25 protein-coding genes are annotated in these 22,529 nt (G+C 72.8%); 15 read left to right on the plus strand and 10 right to left on the minus strand.

Features of this window, described 5'->3' with window-relative positions; all coding sequences use genetic code 11:
• Positions 1–19: 19 nt before the first annotated feature.
• The 4 genes from ACPYN7_RS11065 to ACPYN7_RS11080 form a co-directional block, all read right to left on the minus strand.
• Complete coding sequence (locus ACPYN7_RS11065) at positions 20–976, minus strand: carbohydrate ABC transporter permease (RefSeq protein ID WP_424347679.1); 957 nt, start codon at positions 974–976, stop codon at positions 20–22.
• Positions 973–2,379 (minus strand): extracellular solute-binding protein, encoded by a 1,407-nt coding sequence (locus ACPYN7_RS11070; RefSeq protein ID WP_058872861.1) that lies wholly within the window; start codon positions 2,377–2,379, stop codon positions 973–975. The genes ACPYN7_RS11065 and ACPYN7_RS11070 overlap by 4 nt, the downstream gene beginning before the upstream one ends.
• Before the next feature lie 146 nt (positions 2,380–2,525).
• Positions 2,526–3,167 carry a maleylpyruvate isomerase family mycothiol-dependent enzyme gene (locus tag ACPYN7_RS11075; RefSeq protein ID WP_424347680.1) on the minus strand — a complete coding sequence of 214 codons (642 nt, stop codon included), beginning with the start codon at positions 3,165–3,167 and terminating at the stop codon, positions 2,526–2,528.
• 165 nt (positions 3,168–3,332) lie between these two features.
• On the minus strand, positions 3,333–4,028 hold the full coding sequence (locus ACPYN7_RS11080) for a dienelactone hydrolase family protein (RefSeq protein WP_058872859.1): 696 nt from the start codon (positions 4,026–4,028) through the stop codon (positions 3,333–3,335).
• Between the two features lie 165 nt (positions 4,029–4,193).
• Here ACPYN7_RS11080 and ACPYN7_RS11085 point away from each other — a divergent pair, with 165 nt between their 5' ends.
• Positions 4,194–5,225: a peptidase gene (locus ACPYN7_RS11085; protein ID WP_424347681.1), complete on the plus strand. Its 1,032-nt coding sequence runs from the start codon at positions 4,194–4,196 to the stop codon at positions 5,223–5,225.
• A 34-nt stretch (positions 5,226–5,259) separates the two neighbouring features.
• On the opposite strand, the gene ACPYN7_RS11090 is transcribed toward ACPYN7_RS11085, so the two are convergent.
• A complete protein-coding gene (locus ACPYN7_RS11090) occupies positions 5,260–5,970 on the minus strand; it encodes a Pr6Pr family membrane protein (RefSeq protein ID WP_058872858.1) in 711 nt (236 codons plus the stop codon).
• Positions 5,971–6,061: 91 nt separating this feature from the next.
• On the opposite strand from ACPYN7_RS11090, the gene ACPYN7_RS11095 reads away from it, so the two are divergent.
• Positions 6,062–6,985, plus strand: coding sequence for a GmrSD restriction endonuclease domain-containing protein (locus ACPYN7_RS11095; protein ID WP_424347682.1), 924 nt, complete (start codon positions 6,062–6,064; stop codon positions 6,983–6,985).
• 80 nt (positions 6,986–7,065) lie between these two features.
• On the opposite strand, the gene ACPYN7_RS11100 is transcribed toward ACPYN7_RS11095, so the two are convergent.
• Positions 7,066–7,941: a bile acid:sodium symporter family protein gene (locus ACPYN7_RS11100; RefSeq protein WP_368824537.1), complete on the minus strand. Its 876-nt coding sequence runs from the start codon at positions 7,939–7,941 to the stop codon at positions 7,066–7,068.
• A gap of 67 nt (positions 7,942–8,008) precedes the next feature.
• Between ACPYN7_RS11100 and ACPYN7_RS11105 the strand changes: the two genes are divergently transcribed.
• A complete protein-coding gene (locus ACPYN7_RS11105) occupies positions 8,009–8,767 on the plus strand; it encodes an IclR family transcriptional regulator (RefSeq protein ID WP_424347683.1) in 759 nt (252 codons plus the stop codon).
• Between the two features lie 16 nt (positions 8,768–8,783).
• Here the strand turns inward: ACPYN7_RS11105 and ACPYN7_RS11110 are convergent, their stop codons facing one another.
• Positions 8,784–9,770: an MBL fold metallo-hydrolase gene (locus ACPYN7_RS11110; protein WP_424347684.1), complete on the minus strand. Its 987-nt coding sequence runs from the start codon at positions 9,768–9,770 to the stop codon at positions 8,784–8,786.
• A gap of 204 nt (positions 9,771–9,974) precedes the next feature.
• Here ACPYN7_RS11110 and ACPYN7_RS11115 point away from each other — a divergent pair, with 204 nt between their 5' ends.
• Positions 9,975–11,354 (plus strand): MFS transporter, encoded by a 1,380-nt coding sequence (locus ACPYN7_RS11115; protein WP_424347685.1) that lies wholly within the window; start codon positions 9,975–9,977, stop codon positions 11,352–11,354.
• Positions 11,355–11,384: 30 nt separating this feature from the next.
• Here ACPYN7_RS11115 and ACPYN7_RS11120 read toward each other — a convergent pair whose 3' ends face one another.
• Positions 11,385–12,761 (minus strand): aldehyde dehydrogenase family protein, encoded by a 1,377-nt coding sequence (locus ACPYN7_RS11120; protein WP_424347686.1) that lies wholly within the window; start codon positions 12,759–12,761, stop codon positions 11,385–11,387.
• Between the two features lie 226 nt (positions 12,762–12,987).
• Here ACPYN7_RS11120 and ACPYN7_RS11125 point away from each other — a divergent pair, with 226 nt between their 5' ends.
• The 8 genes from ACPYN7_RS11125 to ACPYN7_RS11160 all read left to right on the plus strand — a co-directional run bounded on the left by ACPYN7_RS11125 (position 12,988) and on the right by ACPYN7_RS11160 (position 19,225).
• The gene (locus ACPYN7_RS11125) at positions 12,988–13,776 is read left to right on the plus strand and encodes a coniferyl-alcohol dehydrogenase (protein WP_058872851.1); all 789 of its coding nucleotides are present in this window, start codon (positions 12,988–12,990) and stop codon (positions 13,774–13,776) included.
• Between the two features lie 11 nt (positions 13,777–13,787).
• Positions 13,788–14,798: a PDR/VanB family oxidoreductase gene (locus ACPYN7_RS11130; RefSeq protein WP_082696917.1), complete on the plus strand. Its 1,011-nt coding sequence runs from the start codon at positions 13,788–13,790 to the stop codon at positions 14,796–14,798.
• Positions 14,799–14,824: 26 nt separating this feature from the next.
• Complete coding sequence (locus tag ACPYN7_RS11135) at positions 14,825–16,042, plus strand: cytochrome P450 (RefSeq protein ID WP_058872850.1); 1,218 nt, start codon at positions 14,825–14,827, stop codon at positions 16,040–16,042.
• A 63-nt stretch (positions 16,043–16,105) separates the two neighbouring features.
• Positions 16,106–16,486 carry a YidH family protein gene (locus tag ACPYN7_RS11140; RefSeq protein WP_058872849.1) on the plus strand — a complete coding sequence of 127 codons (381 nt, stop codon included), beginning with the start codon at positions 16,106–16,108 and terminating at the stop codon, positions 16,484–16,486.
• 13 nt (positions 16,487–16,499) lie between these two features.
• On the plus strand, positions 16,500–16,862 hold the full coding sequence (locus ACPYN7_RS11145) for a DUF202 domain-containing protein (protein WP_058872848.1): 363 nt from the start codon (positions 16,500–16,502) through the stop codon (positions 16,860–16,862).
• 220 nt (positions 16,863–17,082) lie between these two features.
• Positions 17,083–18,345, plus strand: a complete 1,263-nt coding sequence (locus ACPYN7_RS11150; RefSeq protein ID WP_058872847.1) for a glycerophosphodiester phosphodiesterase family protein — start codon at positions 17,083–17,085, stop codon at positions 18,343–18,345.
• A 94-nt stretch (positions 18,346–18,439) separates the two neighbouring features.
• Positions 18,440–18,868: a DUF1801 domain-containing protein gene (locus ACPYN7_RS11155; protein ID WP_058872846.1), complete on the plus strand. Its 429-nt coding sequence runs from the start codon at positions 18,440–18,442 to the stop codon at positions 18,866–18,868.
• 84 nt (positions 18,869–18,952) lie between these two features.
• The gene (locus ACPYN7_RS11160; RefSeq protein ID WP_058872845.1) at positions 18,953–19,225 is read left to right on the plus strand and encodes an antibiotic biosynthesis monooxygenase; all 273 of its coding nucleotides are present in this window, start codon (positions 18,953–18,955) and stop codon (positions 19,223–19,225) included.
• Positions 19,226–19,319: 94 nt separating this feature from the next.
• Here the strand turns inward: ACPYN7_RS11160 and ACPYN7_RS11165 are convergent, their stop codons facing one another.
• Complete coding sequence (locus ACPYN7_RS11165) at positions 19,320–20,207, minus strand: LysR family transcriptional regulator ArgP (RefSeq protein ID WP_058872844.1); 888 nt, start codon at positions 20,205–20,207, stop codon at positions 19,320–19,322.
• A gap of 70 nt (positions 20,208–20,277) precedes the next feature.
• Here ACPYN7_RS11165 and ACPYN7_RS11170 point away from each other — a divergent pair, with 70 nt between their 5' ends.
• On the plus strand, positions 20,278–20,874 hold the full coding sequence (locus ACPYN7_RS11170; protein ID WP_058872843.1) for a LysE/ArgO family amino acid transporter: 597 nt from the start codon (positions 20,278–20,280) through the stop codon (positions 20,872–20,874).
• Between the two features lie 54 nt (positions 20,875–20,928).
• Here the strand turns inward: ACPYN7_RS11170 and ACPYN7_RS11175 are convergent, their stop codons facing one another.
• Complete coding sequence (locus ACPYN7_RS11175; RefSeq protein ID WP_424347687.1) at positions 20,929–21,390, minus strand: hypothetical protein; 462 nt, start codon at positions 21,388–21,390, stop codon at positions 20,929–20,931.
• Between the two features lie 195 nt (positions 21,391–21,585).
• On the opposite strand from ACPYN7_RS11175, the gene ACPYN7_RS11180 reads away from it, so the two are divergent.
• Positions 21,586–22,083 carry a DedA family protein gene (locus tag ACPYN7_RS11180; RefSeq protein ID WP_424347688.1) on the plus strand — a complete coding sequence of 166 codons (498 nt, stop codon included), beginning with the start codon at positions 21,586–21,588 and terminating at the stop codon, positions 22,081–22,083.
• Between the two features lie 68 nt (positions 22,084–22,151).
• Positions 22,152–22,469: a hypothetical protein gene (locus ACPYN7_RS11185; RefSeq protein WP_058872840.1), complete on the plus strand. Its 318-nt coding sequence runs from the start codon at positions 22,152–22,154 to the stop codon at positions 22,467–22,469.
• Positions 22,470–22,529: the final 60 nt, after the last annotated feature.

Consider the following 22,529-nt stretch of genomic DNA (forward strand, 5'->3'; position numbering starts at 1 on the left):
CTTCGTCGGTCGGGAGAGCTCACTGGTAGTGGACGTAGCGCCGCGAGAGGCGGAACTGCGCGAGGGTGACGAGCATGATGAGCACCATGAGCACCAGCCCGACGGCGGACGCCTTGCCGAACTCCAGCTGCTGGAACGCCGTCTGGTAGACGACCATCACGGCGGAGCGGGTCGAGTCCCCGGGTCCGCCGCGGGTCAGCACGTAGGGCTGGTCGAAGACCTGCAGCGCCGTGATGATCGCCGTCACGGACGCCACCAGAAGGGTCGGGCTGACCAGGGGCAGGGTCACGCTGCGGAACTTGGACCAGCCCTTGGCGCCGTCGAGGTCGGCCGCCTCGTAGAGCTCCTTCGGAATGGACGCGATCCCGCCGAGCAGGATCAGGAACGTGAAGCCGAAGTTCTGCCACACGTAGACGAGCACCACCACGAGCGAGGCCCCGGTGGTGGTGGTCAGCCAGGGCACCGCGGGCAGGCCGACGATGCCGAGGAGCCAGTTCACGACGCCGAACTGCTCGTTGAACATGTAGCGCATGAAGATCGAGACGCTGGCCGCCGAGAGGATCAGCGGGAAGAAGAACGTGGAGCGGAAGAACAGCCGCAGCCAGGCCGGCATCTTCCCCTGCACCAGCACGGCGAGGGTCATCGCGAGGGACAGCTGCAGGGCCACCGCGACCACCACGAACACGATCGTGTTGAGGAACGAGACCCGCACGGTCCGGTCCGTGACGAGCTCGGTGAAGTTGCGCAGCCCCACGAACTCGGGTGCGGAGATGATGTCCCACTGGAAGAAGGCCAGCACCACGGAGGCCAGGATCGGCAGCACCGTGAACACGCCCATCCCGATGACGGTCGGGGCCAGGAAGACGACGGTCATCCACTTCTCGGCCCGGGACCGGGTCCGCCGCGGTGGCGGCGCGGGTGCGGAGGCCGTCTTCCGTGCGACGTCCGGTGCCGGCGCCGGTGCGATGGTGGTCATGCGTCCTCCCCGAGGATGAGAGCGAGTTCGGTGTCGAGCCGGTCGAGGGCCGTCGTCATCTGGCCGGCCCCGCCGCCCATGGCGACCGCCACGTGCTTCATGAGCGCGGACTCGACGGCGGCCTGCTGCGGTGGGGCGGGTATGGGCCCGGTGCTGGGAAAGCGGTCCAGCGTGTCGTAGAAGACCTGCCAGTGCTCGGGGCCGGCCCCGCGGTAGAAGTCCGCGGTGACCATGGAGCGCCGGCTCGGGGTGGTGTTCGGGTGGGGCATGGCCAGCTGCATCGACTCCTTGCGGGCCGTGAACTTGATCCACTCCCACGCCTGGTCCTTGCGCTCCGAGGTCTTCATCAGCGCGTAGCCGGCGCCGCCGAACTGGTGCCGCTGCGTGCGCCAGCGGGGGAAGAACTGCACGTCGAAGGCCTCCGGGCCCATCCCGGCCTCGTTCAGCCCCTGCGCCCAGTACCCGCCGGCCGGGGTGGCGCCCACGCGGTTGGAGGCGAACAGGCCGATCAGGGCGTTGCCGCCGCCTTCCTCGGGGCGCACGCCGAGGTCCTCCTGCACGAGCTCCCGCAGGTGGTCGAACGTCTCCGTGACCCGCTCGTCCCGGACGTTCGAGCCCGTCCACAGGTAGCCGCCGCTGCGGTCGGCACCCGCCGGGTGGTCCCCGTAGAAGCTGTTCCACAGCCAGCCGCCGCCCGGGGCCTTCTCCTCGGTGAGGAAGCTGGTGCCGTTGGCGTAGAGCCACGGGACCACGCCGCCGAACAGGCGGTTCGTCCAGTAGTAGGGGCGGAAGGAGCCCTCGTTGGAGCGCTGCATGGCGCGCATGAGCCCCGTGAAGTCGTCCTTGGTCCAGTCGTCGGCGGGCCGCTCCGCCCCGGCCCGGCGCAGCGCCGCCGTGTTGAGGTACATGTTGGCCGCGTTGAACTCCAGCGGCAGCTGGTACAGGTTCCCCTTGTACATGAAGGCCTCCACGAGGCTGGGGTGCACGTCGCGGAAGTACTCGCCCATCGTGGCGGCGTCCCGCTGGACGAAGCTGTCGAGGGGCACCGCGAGCCGGTCGGCGAACAGCTGGGTGCCCTCCGTGGCCACGTACACCAGGTCCGGCGCCTGGCCGGCCGCGACCATGGTGAGGATCTTGGAGAAGAAGTCTCCCCAGTCGGCGCTCTGGACGGCCTGGATCCGCACCGGGATGTCCGGGTGCTCGGCCCGGAACTCGTCCACCAGCTGCTGGCGCTTCGCGGCGTCCTGGGACGTGCCCTGGATCGCGATCGTCAGGACGTCCTCACCACGGCCGGGGATGTCGGAGCCGGTCAGCCGCGGCCACGCCCCCACCGTGGCTCCGGCCAGGGCGACGCCGCCGACCCCCAGTAGCGCGCGACGGGTCATGCTGCTCGCTGCAGTCATCCGCGTGTCCTCACTTTGCTGAACTAACACGTGTCAGGTTCCTGACACGTGTTAGGAGAGTAGGGACATCCCGGTGCGGGTGTCAAGGATCACACTCGGGAGCGGGTGTGGTGTGTCGTCCGGCTGCGGCGTCGGGAGGCCGGTGCTCAGCGCGTCAGCTCACCGGCCCCGGGGCCGGTGAGCTCCCCGGGGTCCACCGGGCGACCGGAGACCGCGAGCAGCAGCGCCAGGGCGCTGCCGCGCACCTCCGGGCCGGTCCCGATGCCGATCCCGCCGCCCAGGACGGCGCCGGGGTCGGCGTCGGCGGGCACGAGGCGCAACCCCGCCGCCCGGTCCCTGCCGCCGCCGAGCCTGCCGCTGGTCCGCAGCTGGTGCCGGAGGGCCTCGAGGACCGGCCCGGCCGGATATCGGCGGGTCAGGGCGAGCGGGCGCCGGATGTCCTCCCCGTGCACGAACGCCTCGACCAGCCGGGTGGCCGGCGGCGCCGGCGCGCTCGTCGTGCGGCCGCTCACCGCACGGAACGCGGCCAGCGTGTCCCGCGGGTCGGCGCGGCGCTCCCGCGCGATGCCCCGGGCGTTGCAGCGGTCGAAGTCGAAGCCCGCGGCCGCGAGCCGGCGGAGGAAGCCCAGGCGCGTGGTGCTCGCGTCGTCGACGAGGTGGGCCAGGACGTCGTGCACGTCCCAGCCGGGGCACAGCGAGGGGGTGGCCCACCGCGAGGCCGGGACGTTCGCCAGGTCCCGGGCCAGCGCCCGGCGCTCGGCGTGGACCACGGGCCAGATCTCGGTCATGCCGCCTCCGCTCAGCTCAGGGCCGTGCCTCGCACGCTACCGGGGCGGGCCCGCCCTGGGAACGGCCGGGCCGCGCCGGCTCCGCGCCCGGTTACGCCAGGACCGCGCCTCGGCGCCGCCGGGACCGCGCCCGCACCGGCCGGCGGGGACCGGCGTCGTCGTCGGCTACCGCACGTGCTCCCGGAGGAAGGCGACCGCGCGCTCCCAGGCCGCGGTCGCCGCCTCGGGGCGGTGGTTCGGCCGGTTCCGGTCGTTGTGGAAGGCGTGCGGGGCGTCGTAGTAGTGGAACTCCACGACCGGCGCGGAGGACTCGCGGCGCAGCTGCTCCTCGAGCGCCTCCGCCTGCTCCACCGGGTAGGCCGTGTCCTCCCGGCCGTAGTGGCCCTGCACCGCCGCGCGCACCCCGTGGCAGGCGTCCGGCACGCCCTGGCCGACCCCGTAGAACGGCACCGCGGCGCCGATCCGCCCGCCCTGGTCGGCGGCCAGGGCGAGGACGAAGCCGCCGCCCATGCAGAAGCCGATGGCCCCCGCCGTGGAGCTGGTGACCGCCTCGTGGCCCAGCAGGAAGTCGACGGACCCGGCGAGCAGCCGGACGCCCTCGGCCTCGGGCAGCCGGGACATCATCTCGGCGGCCTCCTCGCCGTCGTGGGTGACGGACCCGCCGTAGAGGTCGGGGGCCAGGGCCACGAAGCCCTCGGCGGCGAGCCGGTCGGCCACGTCCCGGATGTGGTCGGTCAGCCCCCACCACTCCTGGATGACGATCACCCCGGGCCCCCGTCCGGCGGGCGGCAGCGCCAGGTAGCCGTGGGCCTGCCCGCCGGCCGAGGGGAAGCTGACGTTCTGGTGCGGGGTGGTCTGCACTGCGGTGCTCCTTCGCGGTCGGGGCTGCGTCGGGCCAGTGTAGGCAGGACTGTGGACAGGCGGATCCCCGTTACAGAGCGCGGAGAGGATGCCCCCGGTGATTTGCTTTCGTACACTTCAAGACGGCCGGCACGACCGCCCGCCCGCGCACAGAAGCCAGGAAGCATGCCCCAGCCCGGTGGCGCCACGCCGCATCGGGGAGCGTCGCCCCGCAACCGCGACGAGCGCATTGCCGGCGCACGCCTCCGGACGTCACCGAGCGGGCGCACCCCGCAGTGGGTGCTCGACGACGCCCTGGAGCAGCGGCAGCAGGCCCTGCTGAGCCCGGGCGCACGGCGGCGCCGGGCGCGGCGCGCCGCCCGTGCCGCCCGGCGCTCCGCCCGCCGCTGGGCGAAGGTGCCCCGGAGCCGCAGCAGGGCGTGGCGGGCCACGCCGGCCGTGGGCGTGGTGGTGCTGCTGATGCTCTGGTTCACGCCCGGGCTCTTCCAGGACTACGCGCTGCCGGTCCTCCGCCCGTACTTCCCCGGCGCGTCGGCGCCCCCGCCCGGCGTCGAGGCCGCGCGGGCGCCGCTCGGCACGCCCCCGGCGGTCGCGGACACCGGCGGCTACCGCTTCATGGACTCCCCGGACCCCGGCCAGCCGATGGTCGCCTACGACCCCTGCCGCCCCGTGCACTACGTCGTGCGCCCGGACGGCGCCCCGCCGGGCGGTCAGCGGCTCGTCGAGGAAGCCGTGGCCGAGATCTCCGCGGCCACCGGGCTGCGGTTCGTCGCCGACGGGACGACGACGGAGGCCCCGTCCGCCCAGCGCGCCCCCTATCAGCCGGACCGCTACGGGCGGCAGTGGGCGCCCGTGCTCATCACGTGGTCCGACGCCGCCGAGGTCCCGGACCTGGCCGGGAACGTGGTGGGGCTGGGCGGCAGCACGCCCCGGCAGGCGCCCGGGCGGCCGTTCGTCTACGTCACCGGCCAGGTCACCCTCGACGCCCCCGGGCTGACGGAGGTGCTGGACCGCCCGGACGGCGCGGCCCACGTCCGCGCGACCATCGTGCACGAGCTCGCGCACGTCGTGGGGCTCACCCACGTCGACGACCCCGCCCAGCTCATGCACCCGGGGGGCGGGGCCACCGTGCTCGCGGCCGGGGACCGGGCCGGACTCGCCGAGCTGGGCGCCGGGGAGTGCGTGCCGCAGCTGTGACCCGGTGCGGGCGGGGCCTGGGCAGCCCGGTCCGTCAGCGGCGGCGTCCGCCCCCGTCGTCCTCGTGGCCGTCGGCAGCCGGTGCTCCGCGTCGGGAGACGCCGACGAGGACCGCGGCCGTCGCCGTGATCGCCACCGCGAGCACCGCGATCCAGACCGCCACCGCCCCGTAGCCGCCGGCCGCCTCGTTGGGGTCCAGGAACGGATAGGGGTACCACCAGGGGTTGCCCGTGCCCTCGTCCAGCACCCACGGCGCCCGCACCAGGGTGTAGACCGCCCACAGCACCGGGTAGACGACGATGCCCGCGACCGTGCGCCACCGGACCCGGCTCCGGCCCGGCGCGAACAGCCAGTCCAGCAGCGCGTAGGCGGGCACGATCGTGTGCAGCACCTCGTTGGCCCACGGCTGCTCCAGGCCCACCTCCTGCGGCAGGCTGCGCAGCAGCGCGTTGTAGACCACCCCGGTGGTGACCGTGTACGTCGTGGCCGCGGCCCGCAGGGCGGCGAACCGGCCCGGCTCGGCGCCCTGCCGGGCGAGCAGGAACCACGCCCCGATCCCGAAGACCACGGCGTGGAACAGCGACGTCTGGATCGTGAAGTAGGAGAAGAAGTTCGCGACGTCGACCGCGAGGGCCTGGTCCCCGCGCTCGATCCAGAACCGCAGATAGGCCTGCAGCCGCCCGGCCACGGCCGCGAGCAGGGCCAGGCCCGCCAGCACGCGGGCCGCGGCGAAGCCTCGTCTCATTCCTGCCCCCCTCCGGTGCTGCAATCTACCCTGCACGCTGACCTGCGAGAATGGGAGACCCGACAGCACCGGCCGAAGCGGAGGGAGCACCGTGCGCAGGACCGCAGCCCCGCAGCCCCGTACCCGGAGGGCGGTGCTCGTCCCGCTCGCGCTCGCCGTGGGCGTCCTGGCCGGGTGCACCCCGCCGGCCCCGCAGGGCTCCTCCCCCGCCGAGCGCGCGCTCGCCGCCCTGTCCGTCGAGGACGCCGCCGGCGGCGAGGACTACGACCGGCTCGACCAGTTCGGGGACTGGGCCGATCCCGACGGCAACGGCTGCGACGCCCGCAACGACGTCCTGGCCCGGGACCTGACCGGCGACGTGGTCGACGACGACGGGTGCACGGTCCTCTCCGGGACCCTCGAGGACCCCTACACGGGCCGGACGATCGCGTTCCAGCGCGGTCCTCTGACCTCCTCCGACGTGCAGATCGACCACGTGGTGGCGCTGCGGAACGCGTGGGTCTCCGGGGCCGACCGGCTGGACCCGGACGGGCGCACGGCCCTGGCCAACGACCCCCTGAACCTGCGGGCCGTGGACGGGCCGACCAACGGGGAGAAGTCCGCCTCCGACGCCGCCGAGTGGCTGCCGCCGCACGATGCGTTCCGCTGCGAGTACGTGGCCACGCAGATCGCCGTCAAGACCCGCTACGAACTGTCCGTGACGGTCGCCGAGCGGGACGCCATGGCGGAGGTGCTGGCCGGCTGCCCGGAGCAGGAGCTGCCCGGCGCCACGCCGCCCGCCGGGAACGCCGCCCCGGCGGAGCCGTCCGCCGCGGAGTCCTCGGCCACTGGCTCCCCGGCCACGGAATCCGCGGCCGCCGGGTCCTCCGCCACGGGCTCCTCCGCCACGGGCGAGGTCTACTACGCGGACTGCGCCGCCGTGCGCGCGGCCGGCGCGGCCCCGCTGCGCTCGGACCAGCCCGGCTACCGCCCCGCGCTGGACCGGGGTGGGGTCGAGGGCCTGGCCTGCGAGTGACGCGTGTCGTGGCCGGCACCTCCTGCGCCGCCCTGGGAAGCCGGCGGCACTCCTGCGGACAGACGCTCGGGACGGCTCGCTCAGTGAGCGGCCAGCGCCTCGCCGACCGGCGGCTCGGCGCCACGCCCGAGCCAGCGGGCCACGGGCACCAGCACGATCAGGGCGAGGAAGCCGGCCAGCACCACCGTCGGCACCGCCAGGGAGTCCTCGAAGTTGGCGAGCACCACCACGGTGGCCGCGCCCATGTTCCGCTGGGAGGCGGAGATGCCCAGGACAGCCCCACCGCCCGACCTCCAGGAGCCCAGGACCCACCCGAGCCCGAAGTTCAGGGCGATGAAGGCCAGGATCGCCGCGAAGGTCCCGGTGCCGGCCAGACCGGCCAGTTCGCGGTGGTCGGCGACGAACTGGTTGACCAGCATCACGACCATGGCCACGAGGCTCAGCCGCCCCACGTGCCCCTGCGCCAGACGCGCGGCCGCCGGGGTGAACTGGCGCAGCAGCACCGCCCCGACCAGGGGCAGGAACATGGTCAGCAGCAGCACGGAGGCGATGGCGCCCGGGGCGACCTCGACACCGGGGAGCAGGACCGGCAGCGCCACGGGCATGTAGCCGATGGTGGCGAGCAGCATGACCGCCAGCAAGGACGAGGACACGGCCATGTCCGCGCGCGCGAGCTTCGACAGCTTGAGCACGAACGGCGCCCCGGCGGCGCAGGCCAGCACCATCAGCCCGATACGGGCCTCGTCCGGGATGCCGAGTGCGGAGACGACGCCGAAAGCCACGGCCGGGGCGACGACGAAGTTCGCCGCCATGCCCGCCAGCACCAGCCGCACGTCCTTGAGCGGTGCGAGGAACTGCTGGACCGTGTGCCCCAGGCCCACGGCGACCATGCTGGTGACCGCGAAGAGCGGCACCGCGACGGCGGCCACGGCGTCGGTGGCGGTCTGCAGGTCCATGGGGCTCATTGTGGGCGGGCGCCGCACTAGACTGGCCCCAGATTTCCATCCAGTGGAAGAGGAAAGCATGGCTGGGAACGCGGACACCCCGGGGCGCTCCGTCACCTCCCGGGTCCTGGAGGTGCTCGGATCCTTCGATCCCACGCACACCAGGCAGACCCTGTCCCAGATCTCACGGCGCAGCGGGATTCCGGTGGCCACCTGCCACCGGCTCCTCAAGGAGCTGTCCGGGTGGGGAGCGGTGAGCCGCCGGCCGGACGGCACGTACACGGTGGGGCCCCGCCTGGCCAAGCTGGGGATGCTCGCCCCGATGCAGCGGGGGCTCCGCCAGGTGGCCGCTCCCTACATGCAGGACGTCCTCTTCGCCACGCGCCAGGTCGTCAACCTCTTCGTGCTGGACGGCACGGAGGCGCTGCTCCTGGACCGGATCGCGGGCACCCACGTCGGCGCTCCGATCGCCCGCCCCGGGGACAAGCTGCCGCTGCACACCAGCGCCGGCGGAAAGGTGCTGCTGGCCTACGGGCCCGCCGAGCTGTGGGAGGCCTGCACCCAGGCGCTCGTGCGGGAGACCTCGCGCAGCATCGTGGACCTTTCCCGGCTGGAGCGGGAGATGGCCTCGGTGCGCGAACGCGGCTACGCGACGACCGACGGGGAGCACTCCCCCGGTGCGCACGGCCTCGCGGTGCCGGTCCGGGACGCCGGAGGCGACGTGATCGCCGCTCTGGGCATCGTCACCCTGGCGAGGATCAAGGACTCCCAGCGCATCGTTCCTGCGCTGCAGGTGGCGTCCGCGGCGATCACCCGTTCGCTGGGCGTCCCCGCCTGACACCCCGCCCGGCGGGTCAGGCAGAACTGGTCGCGGGGGCTTCGGCAGGCACGACGGCGTAGACCTCGCCCGGCCGTGCCACGCTCACGGGCCCGGCGTACTCCGCCGCGACACCGGCGGTCCACTCCGCGTCGGTGGCGACCCCGGCCAGGTGGGACAGGACCACCCGGGCGGCCCCGGCACGGGCGGCGACCCGGCCCACCCCGGCCGGGGTGGTGTGCGAGATCTCCTGGTGGTTGAGGAACTCCGGGCCGAAGTCCCGGGCCCGGTAGAAGTCGAGGTTGACGGCCTCGTGCACCAGCAGGTCCGTGCCGTCGGCCAGCGTGGCGGTGTTCCGGCTCTCCGTCGTGTCCCCGGAGACCACCACCGACCCGTAGGCGGTGTCGAAGCGGAAGGCGAAGGCCGGGAAGATCGGCGGGTGCTCCACGAGGATGGCGCTCACCCGCACGAACTCGTCCTCGTAGACCACGAACGGGTCCATCTCCGGGGTGTGCTCGCCGTCGGCTCCGGCCGCGGACGCCGGCAGCTCGATCTCCTCGACCTGCACGAGGTCGTACAGCGGCGGACGGCCCTCGTCGACGATGCGGACGTCGATGTCGTAGGAGTAGGCCTGCAGCACGTGCTGCACGAGACCCGCGATCCCGACCGCCCCGGCCCGGGGGTCGGCCGGGCCGGGGCCGAGGATCTGCACCGGCCCGGTGAAGCCCTGCACGGGCCGGCCCCAGTTCCACAGCAGGTAGGCGGGGATCTCGGCCACGTGGTCCGAGTGCAGGTGGGTCACGAAGCAGGCCATCAGGTTCTCGCCGCGCAGGCCCGCCGCATGGGCGGCCCGGGTGACCCCGAGACCGAAGTCCACGAGGTAGAACCGGCCGTCCACCACGATGGCGGTCGCGATGCCGGGGCACTCCGAACGGATCGCGGGCCCGGCGGCCGTTCCGAGCGTGACCACGTGCAGCCCGCGGGCCTGGTCGAGAGGGGTGTCGAGGGCAGCGCGGTCAGTCATGGGGGGGCCTTCCGATCGGGACGCGTCCTGCACGGACGGGCAGGCGAAGTGGTCCCACTCTGCCCGAGCCGCCGGGGCGGGGAAATGCGCGATTTTCACTGACCGGAAAACGTCCTATGTGCTCCAGTTCACAGGCTCCTAGATTCGCAGGGACACTTCACCACGGCCCGCACTCCTGTGGGTGCACGACGGGAGATCACCACCATGACCACCACTGCCGCACCTCGATCCGCCCAGCCGGCCCCGCCGGGAGCGGGCATCGACCCCAAGGACCCGAGCCGCTGGAGCAGCAAGAAGCGTTCCCGCTACGCCTGGATGCTGACGTTCCTCCTGCTGTTCCTCATGATGCTCAGCTGGGCGGACAAGGCCGTCCTGGGCCTGGCCGCGGTGCCGCTGATGGAGGAGCTGGACATCACCCCGGAGCAGTTCGGCCTGGTCGCCAGCGCCATGTTCCTCACCTTCGGGCTCGCCCAACTCGTGGCCGCCCCGCTCGCGAACAAGTTCAGGGCCAAGAGCATCCTGCTGGTCCTGTGCTTGATCTGGTCGCTGTCCGTGATGCCGGTCGTGGTCTTCGCCACCCTGCCGGCGCTGTGGGTCTCCCGGCTGGCGCTGGGCGCCGGTGAGGGCCCGCTCGCTCCGGTGCTCATGCACGCGGTCTACAAGTGGTTCCCCTCGAAGAAGGGGGCGACCCCGGCCGCGGTGGCCTCCTCCGGAGTGACGCTGGGCATCGTGGCGTTCGCGCCGGTGCTCGCTTGGGTCATCGCCCAGCACGGGTGGCGCACGGCGTTCGTCGCCCTGGCCGTGGTGGGCGTGGTGTGGTGCACGGCGTGGATGATCCTCGGCAAGGAAGGGCCGTACACCTCCCTGGCGGCCGAGCGCGAGATCGAGGGCACCGAGATCGTGGTCTCCGCACCCGGGGCCTCCCGGGTCAACGAGGAGAAGGTCCCCTTCTTCCGCAGCATCATGAACCCGACGTGGATCTTCGCCGTCATGGCCTCGTTCTTCGCCTACTGGACCTTCACCCTGGCGATGTCCTGGGGCCCGGCGTACTTCCAGAACGTCATGGGCTTCAGCGGGCAGCAGGCCGGCTCCCTCATCGCCCTGCCGGCCGCCTGGGGCGTCGTCGCCACGATCGGCCTGAGCATCCTGATCCAGCGGATGGACCAGCGGGGCGTGCCCAGCCGCCGTTCGCGCGGGTGGACCCTGGGCCTGGCCGGGGCCGGTGCCGGCACAGCCCTGCTGGCCTCCACGTTCGTCTCCTCCCCGGTGCTCGGGGTGGCGCTCATGAGCATCGGTTTCGGCACCGCGCCGGCCATGTTCGCCATCACCTACCTGGTCGTGGGCGAGCTGACCACCATCTCCCAGCGCGGCGGGCACCTCAACGTGGCCAACGCCGTGCTGACCACCGGCGGCGTGTTCGCCCCGGCCGTCGGCGGCTTCCTGATCGGCGGAGCCGCCACCCCGGCCGACGGCTACCGGCTGGCCTTCCAGGTCACCGCCGTCCTGCTGGCGGTCTTCGGCGTGCTCGCCCTGGCATTCGTCAACCAGCAGAAGCAGCGTCTCCGGCTGGGCATCGAGGCCTGAGCGGCCCCTTCGTCGTCCGTGCCGCCGGCGTCAGCCGGCGTGCGGGCGGGCGTTGACGGTGCGGGGCTCCAGGTACTCCTCCAGCCCCCACCGGCCGCGCTCACGCCCCAGGCCGGAGCCCTTCCACCCTCCGAAGGGGGCGTCCAACTCCACGACGGTGTGCTGGTTGATCCACGCCGTGCCGACCTCGAGCCGTGAGGCCACCTCGTGGGCGCGCTCCAGGTCCGGGGACCACACCGAGGCCCCCAGACCGAACTCCTGGGCGTTGAGCTCGTCCACGGTGGCGTCCAGGTCGTCGTAGGCCACCACCGGCAGCGCCGCGCCGAACTGCTCGCACGCCACCAGATCCGTGTGCTGCGGGGCGTCGGCCACGACGGTCGGCTCGAGGAAGTACCCCGGCAGATCGGTGCCCTGGTCCCCGCCGTGGGCGATGCGCCCGCCCTCGGCCACGGCCCGCGCCACGTAGTCCTTCACCAGCTGCTGCTGTCCGCTCGTGTGCATCGGCCCCATGGTGGTCCCTTCGGCCACACCGTGGCCGACCCGCAGGGCGGAGACCGCCTGTACGAGGGCCTCGGTCAGGGCCGCCGCCTGCGCACGCGGGACATAGACCCGCTTGACCGCCATGCACACCTGGCCGGCGTTGCGGAAGGCCGAACCGGCAATCCGGGCGGCCGTGAGCTCGAGGTCCGCGTCCGGGAGCACGATCGCCGGATCGTTGCCGCCCAGCTCCAGCGTCACCTTCTTCACGGTCGGTGCGGCCTGGGCCATGATGGCGGCGCCGATCTCCGTGGACCCGGTGAAGGAGATCTTCCGCACCCCCGGCAGCTCCGACAGCGCCTTCGAGAGGACACCGCGGCCGGTGACGACCTGCAGCACGTTCTCGGGCAGGAACCGGTTGAGCACCTCGGCGAGCGCGCGGGTGGACATCGGGGTGGACGGGGACGGCTTGGCGATCACGGTGCACCCTGCCACCAGCGCCGGGGCCAGCTTCACCGCCAGCAGGGAGATCGGGAAGTTCCAGGGGGTGATGGCGCCCACCAGCCCCACGGGGGCGTACTGGACCTGGACGGAGCGGCCGTCGCGCTGGGGCAGCGTCTCGACCAGGTCCCAGTCGAGGTCGGCGTAGTGGCGCAGCAGCCCCGCCGCGGCCTTGAACTCCTGGGTGGCCTCGGCCCAGACCTTGCCCTGCTCCAGCGACAGGATCCGGCCGAGGTCGTCCGCCTCGGCCAGCACGGCCTCGGAGGCCCGGCGCAGTGCGGCACGGCGGGCCTCACGGTCCGCGGCCCAGGGGCGGGAGACCGTGGCCGCGGCGGCAATGGCCCGCTCGACGTCCTCGGGCCGGTGCAGAGGCACCTCTCCGACAGGGTCCAGCGTGGCCGGGTCGATGACTTCGTAGGTGGCAGGCACCGGATCTCCTTCTCGATCGTGTTCCGGAAGTGCCCACCGGCCGGCGGACGGACTTCCCTGTCTCCAGCATCGAGCTCCCCTGTGACCGGACACACGCCATCTTCCACCCAGTGAAAAGCAGAGATGAACCGGGGTGCGCCACGCCACATAGTGGAGGAGAACAGCCGAACCGCACGCGACGGACCTCTCGAGCCTGCGGGGCCACCCTCCTGGAAGGACCACGTCCATGACTCTCGACGGACAGACTTTCGTCGTCACCGGCGCCGCCTCCGGCATCGGTGCTGCCACCGCAGCCCTGCTGCGCGATGCCGGTGCGGAGGTGATCGGCGTGGACCGCAACACGGCCGCCGACTTCCCGGGGGCCTTCGTCCAGGCGGACCTCTCCACGGCCGAGGGCGTCGCCGCGGCCGCCGGGCAGATCCCGGAGGGCATCACCGGCCTGCTCAACATCGCCGGCGTCCCCGGCACCGCCCCGTGGCGCCTCGTGCTGTCCGTCAACGTCTTCGGCGTCCGCGACCTGACCCGGGCCCTGCTGCCCAAGCTCGTCCAGGGCGGTGTGGTCGTCAACCTGGCCTCCAACGTGGCCAGCGGCTGGGCGGAGCGCCGCGAGCAGATCATGGCGTTCACGGCCGCCGAGAACCGGGAGGCGGCCCTCGACCTGGCCGGCGCGGACCCCGAGGTCACCGGCAACTCCTACCGGTTCTCCAAGGAGTGCGTCCGCTGGCTGACCCTGGAGGCCGCCGCCTCCGCCCTGGGGACGGTGCGTGTCGTCTCGGTCAGCCCCGGTCCCGTCCAGACCCCCATCCTGGAGGACTTCAAGACGGACCACGGCCGGGACAAGGTCGAGGGCGCCGTCGCCCTGCTGGGCCGTGCCGGTCAGCCGGCCGACATCGCCCGCACCATCGGTTTCCTGGTCGGCCCGGAGGCCGCCTGGATCAACGGCACCGACGTCTGCGTGGACGGCGGCCTGAGCGCGCACCGCGCTGTGGCCGCGTCCTTGTCCGTGACCGCCTGAGTGGAGGAATCATGACCACCGTGAACACCGTTCCCAGCCCCGTCACCGGGGGTCAGCCCGCGAACGGCTACCGGCACGAGGTCGAGGAGGTCCTCGTCGACCGGCTCGAGACCGTGGCGGAGGGCGTCCGCCGCGTGACGCTGCGCCTGCCCGACGGTTCCGACTTCCCGCAGTGGGAACCCGGCTCGCACATCGACCTGATCCTGCCCCACCACATGCGCCAGTACTCCCTGTGCTCGCCGCTGGCCGACCGCAGCCGGATCCAGGTGTCGGTGCTGCGCACCCGGGACTCCCGTGGTGGTTCCGCCTACGTGCACGAGGATCTGGCCGAGGGCGACACCGTCCACATCAACGGCCCCCGCAACAACTTCCCCTTCCTCGATTCCCGCAAGTACCTGTTCGTGGCCGGGGGCATCGGCATCACGCCGATCCTGCCGATGATCGAGGCCGCAGAGGCCGCCGGCCGCGAGTGGCGCCTGGCCTACGGCGGACGCAGCCGGGCGTCGATGGCCTTCGCCGACGAGCTGGTGGCCAGGTACGGGGACCGCGTCCTGCTCTACCCGGAGGACGAGGTCGGCCGCATCGACCTGGAGGGCCTGCTGGCCCTGCCCCGGGCGAAGATGCTCGTCTACGCGTGCGGTCCCGATCCGTTGCTGCGCGTGATCGAGGACTACTGCATGGGCTGGCCCCCGGGTGCTCTGCACCTGGAGCGCTTCGTCGCGGCCAACCTCGATGCCGGGGCCAGCGCCGAGCCCTTCGAGGTGGAGCTGACCGACACGGGCAGGACCGTCACCGTGCCCCCGGACCGCACCGTCCTGGACGTGGTGGAGGAGCACGGGGTCCGCGTGCTCTCCTCCTGCCGCGCCGGGGTGTGCGGCACCTGCGAGACCCGTGTGGTGTCAGGGGAGGTCGAGCACCGGGACGCCATCCTCAACGAGGAGGAGAAGCACTCCGGCGACGCCATGATGATCTGCGTCTCCCGAGCCGCCGCCGGGTGCCGCAAGCTCACCCTGGAACTCTGAACCACCGACCCGCCACAGGAGCCACCATGACTGTCACCGCCACGAGGCACGAGGCCGTGTCCCTGCCCGACGACCCCTTCTCCGTCGAGAACATCTCCGACCCCTACCCCTTGCACGAGAAGCTCCGGGACGCCGGTCCCGTGGTCTGGCTGGAGAAGTACGACTGCTACGCCGTGACCCGCTACGAGTGGGTCTACGAGATCCTCACCGACTTCGAGTCCTACTGCTCCAGTGGCGGGCTCGGCCCCAAGGACATCCGCAAGGAAGCCGAGTGGCGCCCGCCCTCGATCCTGGAGTCCGACCCGCCCACGCACACCGTGATGCGCCGGGGCCTGGCCGGAGTCATCTCCCCGTCCACCATGCGCCGGCTGCGGGAACAGTTCAGCCCCTTCGCCGAGGAGCTCGCCGACCAGGTGGTGGCCCGGGGCGACGTCGACGGCATCAAGGACATCGCCGAGCCCTACCCCCTGAAGGTGTTCCCCGACGCGGTCGGCCTGCGCCCGGAAGGCCGGGAGAACCTGCTCCCCTACGGCGCGATGGTGTTCAACGCCTTCGGCGCGGACAACGAGATCCGCGCGGAGGCCTTCACCGAGGGCGAGAAGGTCGCCGCCTGGATCATGGACAGCTGCGCCCGCGAGAACCTGTCGATCACCGGTCTGGGCGCCGACATCTGGAAGGTCGCCGAGGAGGGGCGCATCGCCCCGGAGCAGGCCACCCTGCTGGTGCGCGCCCTGCTCTCGGCAGGAGTCGACACCACGGTGTTCGGCATCGGCAACACCCTCTACAGCCTCGCCCGGCACCCCGAGCAGTGGGAGAAGCTCAAGGCCGACCCCAAGCTGGCCAAGTTCGCCGTCGACGAGGCCCTGCGCGTCGAGTCCCCGTTCCAGATGTTCCACCGCACGTCCACGGTCGACACCGAGATCGGAGGGGTCCGGATCCCCGCGGACGCGAAGATCCTGCTGTTCATGGGCGCGGCCAACCGGGATCCCCGCAAGTGGGGTGAGAACGCCGACGTCTTCGACCTCGACCGCAGCGCCTCCGGTCACGTGGCCTTCGGCATGGGCCTGCACCAGTGCGTGGGGCAGCCGATCGCCCGTATCGAGATCGAGCTCGTCCTGCAGGCACTGGCCAAGCGGGTGGACCGGATCGAGCTCACCGGCGAGCCCTCCCCGTGGGTCCACAACGTGCTGCGCGGCTTCGCCCGCATGCCCCTGCGCTTGACGCCGCTGACCCGGACGAGCTGATGCGCCTCCTGCTGGTCCCCCGGGCGCGGACGTCGCGTCCAGCACGAGCCGGGGAGGCATCGCATGGATGAGTCCGTGGCAGAACGCCCCCGCTTCTCGGCACGCGTGCTGGGCGGCGGGACGGAACCGGATCCGCGGTTCACCCTGGCCAACGAGCGCACCTTCCTGGCCTGGATCCGCACCTCCTTGGCGTTCCTGGCCGGCGGCATCGCGGTGGAGGCGTTCACGGAGGATCTCTTCCCCGAACCGATGCGCACCTCCCTGGCCGTGGTCCTGCTGCTGCTCGGGGTGCTCATCAGCGCCGGCGCCGCCTGGCGCTGGGTGGGGGTGGAGCGCAGCCTGCGACGCCGAACGCCCCTGCCGCTGCCGCTGATCGCGCCCCTGCTGGGCATCGGCGGGGCCATCGCCTCCGGGGCCCTGGTCGTGTTCGTCCTGCAGACCTGACCGGGACCACTCGATGATCAGCTCCTCCCCGCAGTCCCCGGGCACGCGGACACCGGCGCCGGCGCACGACGACCCCGGCCTGCAGCCCGAACGGACCGTCCTGGCCTGGGGGCGCACCGTGCTGGCGCTGATCACCGCCGCCGCCGTCTGCCTGCGCTGGGTCTCCCACCACGGGCCGTTCGTCCTGGCGCTCTTCGCCGTCGCCGTCCTCACCGGCACGGCGATCTATCTCACCCAGCGGGCCCGCTACGCCCGCAGCTCCTCGGGAATCACCACCGAACGCGTCGCCGCCGACGTCCGCGGCGTGCTCGGTGTCACGGCGGCCACGGTCGTGCTCGGCTGCCTGGGCCTCTACGTCGTGGTCGTCCTCGCCTGATCCCACCGCTCGGGCCCGGCCCGCTCGTCCCACCGCTCGGGCCCGGCCCGCTCGTCCCACCGCTCGGGCCCGGCCCGCTCGTCCCACCGCTCGGGCCCGGCCTGCTCGTCGGATCGACGTCGCCCGGACCTCGTCTGCGCTTCACCTCGCGTTGATCCTGCTGTCTTCTCCGTCCCGTTGGCTGGCTGTGCCACCACTGCCGACCGGAAAGACACCCCCCATGAGCATCCCCCGCCCCGCGTTCCGCCCCTTCCACGCCGCTGCCGCCGGCGCCCTGACGGCCGCCGGCCTGCTCGGCGTGGCGGCCCCCGCTGCGGCCGCCCCCACCGGGCCCGCCGTCGCCGAGCCCCCGGCCGCCTCCACCACCACGCAGGACCGCCCTCTGGTCATCGGCCACCGGGGTGCTGCCGGCACCGCGCCGGAGAACACCGTGTCCGCGTTCAAGGACGCCCGCGCCGCCGGGGTCGACTACCTCGAGATCGACGTCCAGCTCAGCGCCGACGGGGTGCCCTTCCTGTTCCACGACAACACCCCGGCACGCACCACGGACGTCGCCGAGGTCTTCCCCGGCCGTGAGCACGACCCGATCACGTCCTTCACCTGGGCCGAGCTCCAGCAGCTCGACGCCGGCTCCTCCTTCGACGGGAAGTTCGCCGGCGAGCGGATCCCGCACCTCGACGACGCCGCGAGGATCGCCACCGTCAACACCGGCGTCTACATCGAGATCAAGTCCCCCACCCACTCCCCGGGCATCGAACAGGTCGTCGCCGACGCGCTGGAACAGGACCAGGACTGGGCGAAGCTGCTCGAGGCCGGCAAGGTCACCGTCATCGGCTTCGACGAGACCTCCAACCGGACCTTCGCCGAGCTCGCCCCCGAGGTGCCCCTGCAGCAGCTCACCGGCACCGTTCCCGACTCCGCGACGCTGGAACGGTGGGCCGGGTTCGTGGACTCCGTGGGCACCAACTACCGGGCCCTGGACGCCGCGGGCGTCGCCCGCGTCGACGCCGCCGGCCTGGATCTGGGGGTCTACACCGTGAACTCGCCCGAGGCCGTCCAGCACGTCATCGATCTCGGCGTGGACATGATCACCGGGGACTTCCCGATCCAGACCGACCGCTACCTCGACGGGCAGGACCCCTACCCCGCCGACCACGGGGTGCAGATCACCGACGCGGTCAACGACGTCCCGGGCAACGACGTCCAGCCCGAGACCGGTGAGCACGTGGTGCTCACCAACACCGGGAACCGCACCGTGGACGTCAGCGGATGGCTCCTGCGGGACGCCGCCAACAACGCCCTGGTGGTGGGCGAGGGCTACGCCCTGGCCCCGGGCGCGCAGCTGCGCGTGCACACCGGGCCCGGGACCGACACCGGCAGCGCCTACTACAACGGCGGAACGGGGTCCGTGCTCAACAACGGCGGCGACTCCGTCGCCCTGTGGACCGACGAGGACAGGCTCCAGGACGTCTTCGCGAACTGAGCCGAGGCGGACCCCGGGACTACACTGGGTGGCGTCGAGGCAGCTGCGGAACAGCTCGGCGGCTGCCACGAACCGTTTCGAGGGGCGTGATCCGATGACCGACCGCAACCAGGACGACGCGGGACCGAAGCTGCTCTCGGGAGGCAACCCCCAGATCCCCAAGGGCGAGGGGGACGGCCCGGTGCAGGAGTACATCGCGGCCATGCCGGGGTGGAAACGGGACCTCGGCCGGCGCCTCGACGACCTGATCGTGCGCGCCGTCCCCCAGGTGCACAAGGCCGTGAAGTGGAACCAGCCGTTCTACGGGCTCCAGGACGAGGGCTGGTTCCTGGCCTTCCGGTGCTACACGCACTACGTGCAGGTGCAGTTCTTCAAGGGAGCCGCACTGGAGCCGCCGCCGCCCAAGGCCTCCAAGCACCCTGAGGTCCGCTACCTCGACATCCGTGAGACCGACGAGCTGGACGAGGCCCGGCTGCGGTCCTGGATCGAGCAGGCCGCCGGGCTGCCCGGCGAGAAGATGTAGCCGGACCGCCGGACCGAGCCCCGGGGCCGCCCGCGCTCGGGCACCCCGGCAGCGGTCCCCCCCGCAGGAGAAGGTGAGAGGGCCGTGTTCGCCACCGTCGCCGAGGTCGCCGACCTCGATCAGTTCCTGAGGACCTTCTCGACCATCGGCGTCGAGAAGCGGAGGCAGCACGGGTGCCGGGGCGCCCACGTGTTCCGGGATCCCGATGACCCGCACCGGGTGTGGGTCCTCTTCGACTGGGAGCTCGAGGACTACCAGGGGTTCCTCGCCGATCCCGAGATCCCGGCCATCGCGCGGGAGCTGGCGCTCCGCGAGCCGCCGGTGAAGGTCGACCCCCTCGCGCAGTACGACGCCTGACCCGTCCGTCCCCGCCGCCGCACCAGTGCGACCCCGATCCCGACGGCGCGGCCGCCGCCGTCGAGGCGGTCCGCGCCGCGGGAGGCGCAGCCGCTCAGCCGTCCTGGTCCCTGCCGCGCAGGTGCGCGCGGCCGACCCGGCGGACGCACTCGGTGATGCGGTGCAGCCGCGGCGAGTCCAGGGTCCAGCTCTGCCAGTAGAGCGCGACGTCGTGGTGCGCGTGGTCCTCCAGCAGGTCCAGGGACCCGTCGGCGAGGTCCGTGCCCAGCTGCAGCTCCGGGAGCATGCCCCAGCCCAGGCCGGCCCGGACGGCGGCGAGGAACCCTTCGGCGGACGGGACCGTGTGCGTGGGCGGGAGCCGGTCGACGCCGCGGACGCGCAGGGCGTGCTGCTGCAGGTCGTCCTTGGCGTTGAACCGGAGCACGGGCATGGCCGCCCAGTCGACGCCGGCCTCGGTGCTGAACCGCCGCCGCAGTGCGGGGGCGGCCACGGGGATGTAGCGCATGAACCCCAGCCGCTCGAGCCGGCACCCGTTGACGGGCGCGGGATCAGAGGTGACGGCGCCGATGACGTCGCCCTGGCGCAGGAGCCGGCTGCTGTGGTCCTGGTCCTCCACGTGCAGGTCCAGGGTGGTGTCCGACCAGCCGGCGGCCTCGTGCAGGACGGGCACGAACCAGGTGGCCAGGGAGTCGGCGTTGACGGCCACCGGGGTGACCGTCCGGGAGGAGGCGCCGTGGCCCAGGGCGTGCAGGGCCTCCGCCTCGAGGACCTGCATCTGGCGGGCGGTGCGCAGTAGCACGGCTCCCGCCTCGGTGGGGACGCAGGGCACGCCGCGGCGCACCACGACCTGCCCCACGGAGGTCTCCAGGGCCTTGATCCGCTGGCTGACCGCCGAGGGACTGATCCGCAGGGCGTCGGCCGCGGCCTCGAAGGTGCCCTCGTCGACGATCGCGGTCAGGGCGCGCAGGTGCTCGAGATTCATGAAGCAAAGCTAACGCACCCGTCAAATCATTCGTTTGTCTGAACCCGCGGGGCTCACTAGCGTCGAGGCCATGTGGAGCATCTGGGGCACCGGGCTGATGAGCGGCCTGGCACTGATCATCGCCATCGGCGCGCAGAACGCCTTCGTGCTGCGCCAGGGCATCCGGCGCGAGCACGTGGGCGTGGTGGTGGCGCTGTGCATGGTCAGCGACGCGGTGCTGATCCTCGGCGGCACCGCCGGGATCGGAGCACTGGTGTCCCGGTTCCCGGGGGTCCTGGACGTCCTGCGGTGGGGCGGCGCCGCCTACCTGGCGTGGTGGGCCGTGCGGTCCTTCGTCTCCGCCGTGAAGCCGTCGTCCCTGACCGCCGAGGCCCCGCGGTCCCGCGGATCGGTGGTCGCCACCACCCTGGCCCTGACCTACCTCAACCCCCACGTCTACCTGGACACCGTGGTGCTGCTGGGCAGCCTCGCCAACCAGCACGGCCCCGACACGCGGTGGGTCTTCGCGGCAGGGGCCGTGGTGGGCAGCGTCGTGTGGTTCTCGGCCCTGGGCTACGGCGCCCGGGCACTGTCCGGAGTGCTCAGCAGCCCGCGCACCTGGCGGGTGGTGGACCTGGTGATCGGGCTGGTGATGCTCGCCCTGGCCGTCAACCTGGTCCGGGGCTGACGGGGCTGAGGCCACCGTCCCGGCCCACCGGCGCTCCTGCTCCTGCGGGCCCGGTCAGGACTCCGGTCCCGAGGACGTCGGGACGGGGTCGCCGCCCGTGGGACCGAGCTCCCCGGTGGACGGTGCATCGGCGGAAGGTGCATCGGTGGTCGGCTCGTCGGTGGTCGACTCGTCGGTGGTCGACTCGTCGGTGGTCGACTCTCCGGCGGTCGGCTCGTCGGCGGTCGGCTCGTCGGCGGCCGGTTCTCCGGTGGCCGGCTCCGGCGGCACCGCGTCGGTCCACGAGGCGCCCGGTTCCCGGGGCACGCCCGCGACGAAGGCCTGCCGGACGGCCTCGGCCTGCTCCTCGGGGCCGGCGTGCTCGGCGGCGGCGATCACCGTGGCGAAGGCCTTCGTGTCCTGGACCAGCTCGGTGATCGTCTCGGGCGAGTCGACGCACCAGGCGTAGGCCGTCGCGTAGTCCACGGGACGTCCGTTGGCGGTCACGGTCCCGTGCTCGTCGATCTCCACGCTCATGCGTCCTCCTCGGTCGGGTCTCCGGCGCTGCGGAGCCGGCCGGACGTAGGGCGAGAGTACCCCCGGCCGCCGCGGCGGGACCGGAGCCGACCCTCCTCGGCGGGCCGGATCCGCCCCTCCCCGGCCCGGGCGGACCCCGCTCGCAGTGACAACCTGTCGTCAGCGGGTGTCAGGGCCCCTCCCTAGACTGGACGGGTGCAGGCCTGGCTGGAGTCCCTCCCCCTCGGCGCCGCGATCCTGTTCTTCTGGGCCGGGGCCGTCGTGCGGACCACCACGATCTTCGCCCTGGGCCGCGCCGCCGCCACCGGCGGGAGCCGGCGCTCCGACCGCGTCCGCGGGCTCATGGACACCGCTGTCTACCGGCGGGCCCAGAAGCTCGTGCACCGCTGGGGCGTCCTGGCCGTCCCGGCGTGCTTCCTGACCGTGGGCCTGCAGACCGCCGTCATCCTCACCACCGCCGTCACGGGCATGCCCCTGCGCCGCTGGATCCCCGCGATGCTCGTGGGCACCCTCATCTGGGGAGTCGTCTACGGCACCGTGGGCATGGCGGTCGTCTGGGCGTGGCTGGAGCAGCCGTGGGTGGTCGCGCCGATCGTCGTCGTCGTGCTCCTGCTGGTGCTCGGCCGGACCCTCCGGGCGCGGTGCCGGGCCCACGGCGAGCGCCGCGACGGGACGCTGCCGATCTCCCGGTGATGCCCTGGGCCCGCGGCGGCCCGTGCCGTCTCAGCGAACTCTTATGAACCCGGAGTAGTGTTCCGGCAGTGAAGTCCTCGATGCACACCCCGGTCCCCCACATGTTCGCCGCGCCGCTCTACGCCGCCGAGCGGCTGCTCGCCGAGGCCATCCACGACGAGCACGTCAGCGTCGACGCCGTGGTCGTCCTCGACGCCCTGGCCGAGCACGTCACCGCCGAGGAGGCCCCCGCCCTCGACGCCGTCGCCGAGAACACCCAGCTGACCCGCGAGGAGCTCGCCGCCGCCCTGGGCGACCTGGACGATCTCGGCTACCTCGAGGAGCTGGCCGAGCACGCACCGCCGCTGTCCCAGCTCCGCGCCTCGCTCTTCGGGACGGCCGCCTGACCGGAGGGACCTGCTCGCCCGTCCCCGGGCACGGTCCGCCCGCGGTCCGGGCACGAGGAC

The sequence above is a fragment of the Kocuria sp. CH-021 genome (assembly GCF_049716185.1).
Classification (GTDB): Bacteria; Actinomycetota; Actinomycetes; order Actinomycetales; family Micrococcaceae; genus Kocuria; species Kocuria cellulosilytica.